Below are 12,503 nucleotides of genomic sequence, written 5' to 3'. Positions count from 1 at the left end.
CCCACCCCGCCTCAGCAGCGACGCCGAGCACCCGCACGCACACCCCCGAGCAACGCCCCGCACCGAAAACCCCCCGCCCCTCACCCCCACCCCGGCGACAATGACCCCGTGCGGTACAGAATCCTGGGCGTCACCACGGCAGAGGACGAGCACGGCTCGGTCGTACCCATCGGCGGCCCCCGCCTGCGCGCCCTGCTCACCGCCCTCGCCCTGCGCCCCTCCCGCGTCGTCACTCCCCAGGCGCTGATCGACGAGGTCTGGGCGGAGGACCCGCCCCAGGACGCCCCCGCCGCCCTCCAGGCCCTCATCGGCCGTCTCCGCAGGGCCCTCGGCAAGGACGCCGTCACCTCCGAGACGGGCGGCTACCGACTCGCGGCCGGCAAGGACGACATCGACCTCTTCGTCTTCGAACGGCTCGTCCAGCAGGGCATCGACGCCCTGACGGACAACGACCCCGCCCTCGCGGAGCGGCACCTCGACGCCGCCCTCGCCCTCTGGCAGGGCCCCGCCCTCGCCGACCTCCCCGACCGCTCTGCCGCCGCCCGCCCGGAGGCCAGGCGTCTGGAGGCGACCCGGGCCAGGGCGGAGGCACGGCTACGCCTGGGACGCGGACTGGACGTCGTACCCGAGCTGCGCGAACTGACCGCCGTGCACCCCTACGACGAGCCGCTGCACGCCCTCCTCATCCGTGCCCTGCGCGACACCGGACGGGACGCCGACGCCCTCGCCGCGTACGAGACCGCCCGCCGTGCCCTGGCCGAAGGCCTCGGCACCGACCCCGGGCCCCGGCTGCGCGCCCTCCACGCCGGCCTGCTCGACTCCGCCCCGGAGGACCAGAAGCACCCGCCCGCGCCGCCGGAGCGCGAGCGCACCCGCCCCGGGGCCATCCGCCCGCGGCTGACCTCGTTCGTCGGCCGGGAACCCGAGATCGCCGCCATCCGTTCCGACACGCACAGGGCCCGACTCGTCACCCTCACCGGACCGGGCGGCTCCGGCAAGACCCGTCTCGCCGAGGAAGCCGCCGCCGGGCTCCCGCAGGCATGGCTGGCCGAGCTCGCCCCGCTCGACCGGCCGGAGGCGGTACCGGGAGCGGTCGTCAGTGCGCTCGGTCTGCGCGAGACCGTGCTGATGACCAGCGAGCTCACGGCCGTGCAGGACGACCCGGTCGGGCTGCTCGTGGAGTTCTGCGCGCCGCGCAGCCTCCTACTGATCCTTGACAACTGCGAGCACGTCATCGACGCCGCCGCCCACCTCGCGGAGACCCTGCTGACCCGCTGCCCGGGGCTCACGATTCTGGCCACCAGCCGTGAACCCCTGGGTGTCCCGGGCGAGTTGGTCCGCCCGGTCGAGCCCCTGCGCCCTGACCACGCCCGCCGGCTGTTCGCGGAGCGGGCCACCGCCGTCCGTCCCGACGCGGAGGCCGTGCTCCGCGACGAGCAGGCGGTGGCGGAGATCTGCCGGCGGCTGGACGGGCTGCCGCTCGCCATCGAACTGGCGGCGGCCCGGCTCCGGCTGCTCACGCCCCGGCAGATCGCCGACCGCCTCGACGACCGCTTCCGCCTCCTCACCTCGGGGAGTCGTACGGTCCTGCCCCGCCAGCAGACCCTGCGCGCCGTCGTCGACTGGTCGTGGGACCTCCTCGACGACGCCGAGCGGACGATGCTGCGCGAGGTGTCCGTGTTCGCGGGCGGCTGGGACCTCGCGGCGGCCGAGGCCGTGTGCTCCGGGCCCGCCGCCGAGCTGATCGGGGCCCTCGTCGACAAGTCCCTCGTCGTGGCGGCGCCCGCCGCGGACGACGGCTCCTGCGGCATGCGGTACCGGATGCTGGAGACCATCCACGAGTACGCCGTCGAGCGTGCCGCCGACACCCCCCGGCTGCGCACCACCGCCGAGCTCCGGCACCGCGCGTGGGCGCGTGCGCTCGCCGAGCGGGCCGATCCGCAGCTGCGCTCCGCCGGGCAACTGCCGTGGATCTCCCGCCTGGAGACCGAGCTGGACAACATCCGCGCCGCCCTCGACCGGGCCCTCGCCGCCGGGGACGAGGCGGAGGCCGCCGCCCTCGCTCTGGCCATGGGCTGGTTCTGGTGGCTGCGCAACTATCGGCACGAGGGCGTGGAGTGGCTCGAGCGGACGCTGCGCCTCGGTGCCGCCCTGGACGTGGCGGGCCGTGTGCCGCCCGGCGGCGAGCCGGAGCCCAGCCATGTCGACCACTTCCTCACCGCGTCGGACGGGGAGGCGGGGCATCCGCTGCACGCCCTGCGGATGGACGTGCGCCTGCTGCATCTGTTCTTCATGACCGAAGTCGCGCCCATGGAGACGTTCGCCGCCGAGCGGTTGCCCTACATGGAGCGGGTGTGGGCCCACTACAGGGGAGGCGGCCCGCACGCGGCCCGTGTCCCGGGGCTGGTCTGCCCGATCCTCTCCTCCTTCCTGGGCGACCCGAGCGAGGTCCGGACCGTCCTGGACGCCGCCGTCGCCAACTGCCGTGCGTACGGCGGCGACTGGGAGATCTCCGTCGCCCTGATGTTCCGCGCGCACACGGTCGTCGACGGACCCGGCCGCCTGGAGGGCGTCGACGACGACCTCGCGGAGCTGCGGGTCCTCAGCCGCCGCGCGGGCGACCGCTGGCTGCGCGCCCAGGTGTGCAGCGCCGCGGGCGAGGCCGCCATGGTGCGCGGCCGTTTCGAGGAGGCCAAGGGGGAGTACGAGGAGGCGCTGCGGCTCGCCTACGAGGTGGGCGCCTACGCCGAGTCGCCGTTCCTCATCGCCCGGCTCGCCGAGATCGCCTACCGTGCGGGCGACCGGGTGTCCTCACTGTCCTTGCTGGACGAGGCCACCGCCGCCGCCGAGCGGTACGGCGTGCGGGACTCCAAGGCGTACGTCCTGCTGATGCGCACCCAGATGGCCCTGGAGGACGGGCACACCGACCGGGCGCGCGCGTGGTGCGAGGAGGCCCGCGTCAACACCGCCCCCGGCACCCCGCCACCCCAGTTCATGGTGATGCTGCTCCTGCTCGACGCCATGATCAGCGCGCAGGAGTCCGGTCCGCGGTCTGCCCTGGCCAAGGTCACCGCCGCCTTGCGCGAAGCCGTGGACAAGCGGTGCTCGGACGTGGTCCGGGCCACGGTCGTGGACGGCGCGGCGGGACTGCTCGCCGATCTCGGCGACTTCCCGCGCGTGGCCCGGCTGCATGGCGCCTGCGACCACTGGCGGTCGGGCCGCCCGCGCTCCGTTCCGGAGCGCGCCCCGGCGGAACGCGCCGAGGCCGCCGCGCGTACCGCCCTGGGGAGCGCCACGTGCGAGGCGGAGCATGCCCGGGGCACGGTTCTCACCGTGGACGACGTCCTGCGCGAGCTGGAGGAGGCGTGCCGCACGTATGCCCCCGACAGGGTGCCGTGAGCCGTCGTACTGTCAGCCGCAGCCGCAGCCGCAGCCGCAGCCGCAGGTGAACCGTCAGCCGCAGGTGAACCGGGACTCCGCCCAGTCCACCGGCATCAGGTCGCCGAGAGCACTGCGCGGTTCCACCACCAGCCGGACCGTCCTGCGGCCGGTGAGGTTCACATGGACGGGCACGGCCGGATCACCGCCCTCGAGCAGCGGGGACCGCCACAGCCTGACCCCGTCGGCGTAGACGGAGAAGCGCACCTTGCCGAGCCTCAGCGTCATGTCGTCCACTCCCACGAGCGCGTCGTACGACGCGCAGGCGCGGTTGAGGTCGATGGTGACGGACGAGCGGCCGTGCACGGTGACGCCGTGGGCGTGGTGCCGGCCGCCGACCGACAGGCCGGACCGCTTCCAGACCCAGCTGCTCGCACCGATCCGCATCTCGGGCTTCGTGCCGTCGCCGCTGATGTCGTACGACAGTTCGCTCCACCGGTAGACGACCGGGGCGGGCGGGGGCGGCGGAGGCGGCGGGGACTGCGGGGGAGTGGGCGTCGGTGTGGGGGCGGAGGGCGGAGTCGGCTTCGGGGGCGCGGGCGGTGGAGCGGGCGTTCGGGTCGGCGTGGGTGCCGCTTCCGGGTCCGGACTCGGGCGGGTCCCGGGGGGCGGTGTCGGTGCGGGCGTCCCGGCGCGCGCGGGCATGATCCCCGGCGGCTGCGGCCCCGGCCCGGGCTGTGAGGAGGAGGGCGAGGGCGTGGGCTCACCCGGGCGCACCACCGACGACGGCGGAGGGGGCGAGGGGTCGGCCTTGGCCTCTTCCTTCGGTTTCTCGTTGCCGGCCAGTGCCATCACCACCGCCGCCACCACACCCACGGCGACCACACCGGCCGCGATACCGGCCTTCACCGGCGCGCCGACCCCCTCGGAGAGCGCCGCACCACCCCCGCCGGCCGAACCGCCGCCGGTTGCGGCTGCCCCGGCCGAACCGCCGCCGGTTGCGGCTGCCCCGGCCGAACCGCCGCCGGTTGCGGCTGCCCCGGCCGAACCGCCGCCGGTTGCGGCTGCCCCGGCCGGTCCGCCGCCGGTCGCGGCCGCCCCGCCGGTCGAGCCACCCGCCGCCGCGGCCGCCCCCGCCGCACCGGCCGCTCCCGCACCCCCGGCGATGAGCCCGGCAGCCTTCGCGTAACCGGCGGCCCCGAACCAGCCGATGACGGCGACCGGCACGACGGCCGGGATACCGCCGGCCACTTCCTCGATCTGCAGCGCGGCCAGCCGGCACTTCGCGCATTCGTCCAGGTGCTTGCGCAGCCCCCGCTCGGCGCGGGTGCGCAACCGCCCGCGGGCGAAGGTGCCGAGCTGGTCGGCGTAGCGTGCGCACTCCTCGTCGCCGGTGAGCGTGGCGCTGACGTGGGCCTGGAGGTAGGCCTGCTTGAGACCCTCGCGGGCCCGGCTGGCGAGTACGCGGGTGCCGTTGGCGTCCAGCCCGAACAGCGTGGCGACCTCGCTGGGCGACTCGTCCTCGATCTCGGTGTGCCACAGCACGGCCTGCCAGCGCTCCGGCAGCGACCGGAAGGCCCGCATGGCCATGGACTGCTCGGCCTCGTGCATCGCCCGTACGTCCGCGCCCAGTTCGAGTGTGTCGTCCCCGGACACGTCGGGCCCGTGCGCGGACTGGGCGGCGAACACCGCGAAGTCGTCGACGAGCTGCTCGCGCCGTGCCGACCTCGTCCAGGAGGCGGCGACGCGCCGGACGGAGGTGAGCAGGTAGGCGCGTACGGCCTGCGTGGGGCCCGCGCCGCCGCGTACCGCCTGGAGCATGCGGGCGAAGACCTCGGCGGTCAGGTCCTCCGCGGTGTGGGCGTCGCGGCAGCAGGTGCGGGCGTACCGGCGCACGGCTTGCGCATGGCGCCGGTACAGCTCCTCGTACGCCGTGTCGTCGCCCGCGCGCATCCGGTCGATGAGGCCGGCGTCGGACGGCGGCATCCCACGCGGCGGCAGGGCGCCGTCCTCGCGCCGGTCGCGCTGGGCCGGGACCGAGCCGTCGGCCGGGTGCCCGGCGGGCGGCACGCTCGCGCGTCCGCCCTGGCTCGGCACCTTCGGCGGGACCGGACCGCCGGCCGTGGCGTCGCCGTGCCCGCTGCCGCTCGACTCGTCCCGCCCGTCAACGCTCATCGCGGAAAGCCCCCGGCAGCCGTCCAACCTGTCCAGACCACCGGGTCAGCGTGCCATATGGGCTTATGGTCACAAGCCCGAAGTTCGGAGCATCACTCATCCGTGGGGACTTGTCGCACGGCAGTACTGGCCGTCACTCGTTCAGGGAAGGCACTCCCTCTTCTCTCCGGTTCTCTCCCGTTCGCTCCGGGCCCGGACGTGCCGCCCGAGCCCGGAAGCCCGACCCGACCCGGTCCGACCCGGTCCGACCCGGTCCGACCCGACCCGGCCCGGGTACCACCGGCTCAGGCCGGTCGCGAGCGCAGGCCCTCCAGCAGGATGTCCAGCAGCCGGGCCGACGCGGCCGCCTGCTGAGCGGCGTCCGGCAGTGACGGCGCGGCCGTGGCGATCACCAGCAGCACGTCCGACACCGACACGTCCGCCCGCAGCTCACCGGCCGCACGCGCCCGGTCCACGAGCCGGCCCACGACATCGAGCAGCGCCGTCGTCCCGGCGTCCTCCTCGGCCGCGACCGCCGGTACCGAAGCGACCGCGACGGGCTGGTCCGGCACCAGTCGCAGCTCCGTCGTGCCCGGCTGGGTCCGCTGCTGCGGCACTCGCGGGCCACCGGCACCGTCCTCGACGGAGACCCGCAGCACCTGCGGCGGCAGCAGCCGCCCCGCGCCGGAGGCCACCGACGTCCGCAGGAAGCGCGACAGCGCCGACCACGGTTCGTCCTCCTGCCCGAGCGCCGCTCGCGCCTGGTCGGTCAGCCGGGAGGTCTCCTCCTCGGCTATCCGACGCACCAGGACGTCCTTGCTCGGGAACCGCCGGTACACCGTGCCCACGCCGACCCGCGCGCGCCGCGCCACGTCCTCCATCGGCGCGCCGTACCCCAGTTCGCCGAAGACCTCGCGCGCCGCCCGCAGTACGTGCTCCAGATTGCGCTGTGCGTCCACACGCAGCGGCGTCGTCCGCGACGCGTCGCGTCCGCTGCCCGCCGCGCTCATCGTCATACCGCCCGCCGCGACTGCGGACGCGGGCGACCAATGAGAGTCCTGAACATGCATAAGTATTCCCCCGGTAATGACGTCTCCCCCCGGAGACTCCCCGCCATACGATGCCGGGACGCGGGAACCGGCCCGTTCCGCGGCCCGCCCGTCGCGGACCCCGGTGAGCGCATCCCCCTACACCCCGTCAACACACGAACATAGTTGAGAGGGAGTCAATTCAGAAGGGGCACGTTCCGCACGGAGCGCCCACCGATCGGAGTACGGGCCGCATACGTCCCGAATGTGCCCCCGTGCGCCCCCTGCACCACCCATCTTGACCTGCACGAATGGGCCGCAGGTTACTAATCCGGCCAACTCCGCGCGCTCTCCCGCTCCGGTCACACAATCCGTCGAGGCTGTGGACAAACGCAAGCGACGGGTGCGTCATGGGATGGTGAAGGAACGTGCGCGCATTCTCGTTGTCGGTGGCGGCTACGTCGGGATGTACACGGCCCTGCGCCTGCAGCGCAGACTGAAACGGGAGCTGGACCGGGGCGAGGTGGAGATCACCGTCGTCACGCCCGACCCGTACATGACCTACCAGCCGTTCCTCCCCGAGGCGGCCGCGGGCGCCATCTCCCCTCGCCACGTCGTCGTACCGCTGCGCCGCGTCCTCGACCGGTGCCGGGTCCTGATCGGCGAGGCCACCGCCGTCGACCACGCGAAACGCACCGCCGCCGTCACCACCCTCGCCACCGAGGAGGAGGGCACGGGCGCACAGCGTCTGTCCTACGACCATCTGGTCCTCGCCCCCGGCTCCGTCTCGCGCACCCTGCCGATCCCCGGCCTCGCCGACCACGGCATCGGCTTCAAGACCGTCGAGGAGGCCATCGGCCTGCGCAACCACGTCATCGAGCAGATGGACATCGCCTCCTCCACCCGCGACCCCGCGATCCGCGACGCGGCCCTCACCTTCGTCTTCGTCGGCGGCGGCTTCGCGGGCGTGGAGGCGCTCGGCGAACTGGAGGACATGGCACGCTACGCCGCGCGCTACTACCACAACGTCCAGCCCGAGGACATGAAGTGGATCCTCGTCGAGGCCTCGGACCGCATCCTGCCCGAGGTCGGCGAGGAGATGGGCCGCTACACCGTCACCGAGCTGCGCCGCCGTAACATCGACGTCCGCCTCCACACCCGCCTCGAGTCCTGCGCCGACCGGGTGGCCGTCCTCAGCGACGGGGCCCGCTTCCCCACCCGTACGGTCGTCTGGACGGCAGGCGTGAAACCCCACCCGGTGCTCGCCGCCTCCGACCTGCCCCGCAACGGCCGCGGACGCCTGAAGTGCACACCGGAACTCTCGGTCGACGGCACCACGCACGCGTGGGCCGCGGGGGACGCCGCCGCCGTCCCCGACGTCACCGCCGAAGAACCGGGCCGCGAATGCGCCCCCAACGCCCAGCACGCGGTCCGCCAGGCCAAGGTCCTCGCCGACAACATCGTGCGCTCCCTGCGCGGCGAACCACTGGAGACGTACGAACACGCCTACGCCGGTTCGGTCGCCTCACTGGGCCTGCACAAGGGCGTCGCCCACGTCTACGGACGCAAGCTCAAGGGCTACCCCGCCTGGTTCATGCACCGCGCCTACCACCTCAGCCGCGTGCCGACCTTCAACCGCAAGGCGCGGGTGCTGGCCGAATGGGCCCTGGCCGGCCTGTTCAAACGGGAGATCGTCTCCCTGGGTTCACTCGAACACCCCCGGGCGGAGTTCGAACTCGCGGCCGGTGGAAAGCCTTCTCAAGACCCCCCGCACAACCCGAAGGGGTCGTCCTGACCGGACCCAGGAACTCCAGCGGCCGGCCCGGCGTCTGACGGATGTCGGTCCGGTCCGCGCACTGCCAGACTGGTCCACCACCGCGGGCACGCCACCACTCGCCCCGGCGCGGGCCCCCCGGGGCCCCGGCCGGTTCCGGTACCGGCCGCCGACCACTACACGAGGCAAGGATTCGTGAACTTCACGCGCTGGAGCGCCCGGCTCCCCGGAACGCAGCGCCGCGCCGCAGCGCGGACCGAGCAGACGGCCTCCCCGGACCGGCGGGGGGAAGGGTCCGTACCCGCCGCCCGCGCCGAACAACTGACCGACGAGACACCGTTCGTTCCCGCCGTCGACGAACTGCGGGTGCGTGAGGTCCTCGACCGCGTCCCGTCCCTCGTCGCCCTGGTCCACGGCCCCGACCACCGCATCGCCTACGTCAACGACGCCTACACGACCGCCTTCGGCGTCCGCCCCCTGGGCGAACGCGCCCGCGAGGTTCTCCCCGAGCTGGACGCCCTCGGTCTGTTCCCGCTCCTGGACCAGGTCCAGCGCAGCGGCAAACCGCGTACGGTCAAGTCCCGCAAGGCCCCCGACGGCCGCTCCTACAGCTTCACCTGCACCCCGGTCGCCCAGGGCGACGGCAAGGGCGGCAGCGAGGGCCGCGGCGTCCTCGTCTTCGCCACCGACGTCACCGACCACGCCGAGGCCGCGGAGCGCCTGCGCGCCAGCGAACGCCGCCAGCGCGAAACGGCGGTCACCCTCCAGCGCTCACTGCTCCCCCAGGAGCTCGAAGAGCCGGACGACCTGCGCATCGCCGCCACCTACCACCCCGGCGGCACGGAAGCCGCGGTCGGCGGCGACTGGTACGACGTCATCACCCTGGGCGGCGGCCGCACGGCCCTGGTCATCGGCGACGTCATGGGCAGAGGCGTCCGCGCGGCCGCCGTCATGGGCCAGCTCCGCACGGCGGTCCGCGCGTACGCCCGCCTCGACCTCCCCCCGCACGAGGTCCTCCAGCTCCTGGACGGTCTGGCAGCCGAGATCGACGCCAACCAGATCGCCACGTGCGCGTACGCCATCCACGATCCGAACGAGGGCAAGCTCATCTACTCCTCGGCGGGCCATCTCCCGATCCTCGTCCGCGACGAGAACGGCACGGTCCTGCGCGCCGAGGAACCCACCGGCCCCCCGCTCGGCACCGGCGGCTGGATGCACACCTCGGGCTCGATCCCCCTCGCCCCCGGCTCCACGGCCGTTCTCTACACGGACGGCCTGGTCGAGCGGCGCGACGCGGACTTGGACGAGGGCATCGCCGCTCTGGAGCGCGCCCTGGCCGGAGCGACCGGCACTCCCCAGGTCGTCTGCGACCGCCTGGTCCGCTCCGCGGGCGTGACCCCCGACCACGACGACGACGTGGCCGTCCTGGTCCTCCAGCACCCCGCCCGCACGGGAGCGGCCAGCGAGCTCTTCCGCAACGCCGCACTGGAACTGTTGGGCGGAGTGGAGGCGGCCCCTCGCGCGCGTGCCTTCGCCTCCGGTGTCCTGACCAGCTGGCGCTTCCCCGCGGACCTGCACGACCTGGGCGTCCTGGCCACCAGCGAACTGGTCGCCAACTCCCTGCAGCACGGCACCCCGCCAATGCGGCTGCGGCTGCGCCGCACGGACAGACGGCTGATCATCGAGGTCACCGACGGCGACGACCACCTCCCCAGACGCCGCCGCGCGGAACCGGGCGACGAATCGGGCCGCGGCATCGCCATCGTCGCCACGATCGCGTCGAACTGGGGCTGCCGCCGCACCCCCGGCGGCGGCAAGGCGGTCTGGTGCGAGTTCGCCCTGCCCCGCACCCAGACCACCTAGACGCAAACCGGGATCAGACGTCCGCGGAGACGGGCGCCCCACCCCGCGCCACGACCCGGCTCTTCCCGAGCCACGGCTGATCCTGCACATCGGTCAGCTGCCGCCCCAACCGCACGGCCAGGACGGTGATCCCGAGCGAGAACACCAGGAACGCCACGATGTACGGCGCGTGCAGCGAAGCTCCGAGCGGCCCGCCCACCGCCGGCCCGACGGCCAGCGCCAGCTGCTTGACCAGGGCGAAAGCGGAGTTGTACTGCCCGGCCATCCCCTCCGGCGCGAGATCCGCGACCAGCGGGGCCACGGTCGGCGACAGCATCGCCTCACCCAGCCCGAACAGCGCATACGTCGAGACGAACGCGGCCGTCGCCATCTCCTGGCTCCCGTGCCCGAGCCCCGCGTACCCGGCGACGACCCACGCCACCGCCCAGATCAGCCCGACAGCGGCGATCACCCGTGACCGCCGGCGCCGCTCCACGAACCGCAGCACGGCGAACTGCGCGACGACGATCACCAGCGTGTTGGCGGCGAGCGCGGTCCCGAGCGCGGACGTCGATATCCCCGCGGCCTCGACCCCGTACGCACTCAGCCCCGACTCGAACTGCCCGTAGCAGGCGAAGAACAGCACGAAGCCCAGCACGCACAGCTGCACCATGGCCCGGTTGCCCAGCAACTGCTTCCAGCTGCTCCGCCCTGCGGCCGTGGGCGCGTCCCCGATCCGTGGCGCGTGCGGCATCCGTACCGTCGCCATCAGCACGACCAGCAGCAGGAACATCGCCGCCTCGATCGCGAAGAGCAGCGTGAACGAGGCCGCGCTCGTGGTGTCGACGAGGTGCCCGCCGATGAGGCCACCGACACCGAGCCCGAGGTTCTGCAGGAAGAACTGCATGGCGAAGGCACGCGACCGCGTCTCCGCCGGGGAGCAGTCGACGATCATCGTCGCGAGCGCCGGCTGCATCACGGCCTGCCCGGCGCCCAGCAGGGAGGCCGACACCAGCACGGCCGCCGCACTGCTCGCGATCCCCAGACCGAGAGCACCCAGAGCGGCGGTGACCAGGGCGGTGAGCAGCACCGGCAGCGGGCCGCGCCGGACGATGGCCCGCCCGGCGAACGGCAGCACGACCAGCGCGGCCACTGCGAAGACGGCGAGTACGAGACCCGCCGTCATGGCCCCAAGACCTCGCACCTGCGCCACGTAGACGTACAGGTACGGGACCGTGAAGCCGAGCCCGAACGCGCTGAGTGCGTTACCCACGTGAATCCGGCGCATCGCTGCGCCCATCGCCCTGGTCACGTTCACCTCTCTCACAAGTTAGGAGTGAAGACTTCGAAACTAAAGTTCGAAGCTAAAGAGTACAGATCCAAGGACTTCAAGGCAAAGAACAGCCGTGCGATACTGCGCACATGGGCGACACCCCCGGCCCCAGCGAGCCGACCCTCGAAGAGCAGATCGCCGCGTACCAGCGCGAGTTCCAGGACCTCGACCCCCAGGTCGAGCAGATCGTCTCGGCCCTCTCCCGCCTGAACCGCCGTATGAACGTCGCTTACGGCCGTCAGACCTCGGCCCTCGGCATCAGCAACGCGGAGTGGGAGGTCCTCAAGGCCCTCGTCCTCTCCGGAGCCCCCTACCGCCTGGGCCCCAGCGACCTGGCCAAGCGCCTCGGCCTCACGCCGGCCGCGATGACCCACCGGATCGACCGCATGGTCGCCGAATCTCTGGTGACCCGTGAGCGAGACGAGTCGAACCGTGTACGAGTCATCGTGGAACTGACATCCGAGGGGCGAGAGAAGTGGCTGGAGGCAATGCGCCTGGCGACGGTCTTCGAGGAGGACCTGCTCCAGGACCTGTCACCGGACGAGCGCACGGCGCTGGGCGAAGTGCTCACGCGCCTGCTGCGCAGGGTCGAACACGCACAGCCGGATGCGGGCGGACGCCTCACCGACCTGGACTGACACCGGGGGCGAAAAGATCTTGACAGGGGCCGCTTGACACCTCCCTGACGGATCCGTAGAGTTCTTCGGGTTGCCACCGAGCCGTAACGGTTCTTCGGCAGCACTTCCGCCGCAGCAGCGGCAACCCAACCACCAGCTCGACCTCCCGACAGGGTTGATTTCGGCACGCCCGAATTCAATTCGAATTGGGACTCGACGACCTGATCGACTCCGAACGGCTTCGATTTGGGAATCGCCGAGAGGGCGCGCTAAGGTTGGGAACGTCGGAACGGCCCAACAGCCGCGAAGACAAACCCCGCTGACCGGGGATCAGGCCCGAAAGGATCTGATAGAGTCGGAACCGCCGGAAAGGGAAA

At 73.0% G+C, this 12,503-nt stretch carries 7 protein-coding genes; 4 read left to right on the top strand and 3 right to left on the bottom strand.

Annotated features, from left to right (window positions below; genetic code table 11):
• The first annotated feature begins 108 nt into the window (after positions 1-108).
• Positions 109-3,399 (top strand): AfsR/SARP family transcriptional regulator, encoded by a 3,291-nt coding sequence (locus ACZ7EG_RS10075; protein ID WP_471074969.1) that lies wholly within the window; start codon positions 109-111, stop codon positions 3,397-3,399.
• 54 nt (positions 3,400-3,453) lie between these two features.
• Here the strand turns inward: ACZ7EG_RS10075 and ACZ7EG_RS10070 are convergent, their stop codons facing one another.
• Both ACZ7EG_RS10070 and ACZ7EG_RS10065 read right to left on the bottom strand, forming a co-directional pair.
• A complete protein-coding gene (locus ACZ7EG_RS10070) occupies positions 3,454-5,553 on the bottom strand; it encodes a sigma-70 family RNA polymerase sigma factor (RefSeq protein WP_471074966.1) in 2,100 nt (699 codons plus the stop codon).
• 284 nt (positions 5,554-5,837) lie between these two features.
• The gene (locus ACZ7EG_RS10065) at positions 5,838-6,602 is read right to left on the bottom strand and encodes a TetR/AcrR family transcriptional regulator (RefSeq protein ID WP_471074963.1); all 765 of its coding nucleotides are present in this window, start codon (positions 6,600-6,602) and stop codon (positions 5,838-5,840) included.
• 373 nt (positions 6,603-6,975) lie between these two features.
• On the opposite strand from ACZ7EG_RS10065, the gene ACZ7EG_RS10060 reads away from it, so the two are divergent.
• Positions 6,976-8,355, top strand: coding sequence for an NAD(P)/FAD-dependent oxidoreductase (locus tag ACZ7EG_RS10060; RefSeq protein ID WP_471074960.1), 1,380 nt, complete (start codon positions 6,976-6,978; stop codon positions 8,353-8,355).
• A gap of 174 nt (positions 8,356-8,529) precedes the next feature.
• Entirely contained in the window at positions 8,530-10,197 is a 1,668-nt protein-coding gene (locus ACZ7EG_RS10055; RefSeq protein WP_471074957.1) for an ATP-binding SpoIIE family protein phosphatase, read from the top strand.
• A gap of 13 nt (positions 10,198-10,210) precedes the next feature.
• On the opposite strand, the gene ACZ7EG_RS10050 is transcribed toward ACZ7EG_RS10055, so the two are convergent.
• Positions 10,211-11,476, bottom strand: a complete 1,266-nt coding sequence (locus ACZ7EG_RS10050; protein ID WP_471077008.1) for an MFS transporter — start codon at positions 11,474-11,476, stop codon at positions 10,211-10,213.
• Between the two features lie 122 nt (positions 11,477-11,598).
• On the opposite strand from ACZ7EG_RS10050, the gene ACZ7EG_RS10045 reads away from it, so the two are divergent.
• The gene (locus ACZ7EG_RS10045) at positions 11,599-12,147 is read left to right on the top strand and encodes a MarR family winged helix-turn-helix transcriptional regulator (protein ID WP_403743004.1); all 549 of its coding nucleotides are present in this window, start codon (positions 11,599-11,601) and stop codon (positions 12,145-12,147) included.
• The last annotated feature ends 356 nt before the right edge of the window (positions 12,148-12,503 follow it).

This window comes from Streptomyces sp. NPDC037100, from assembly GCF_055606225.1.
Note: the sequence above shows the minus strand (reverse complement) of the source record. Positions and strands in the feature narration are given on the sequence as shown.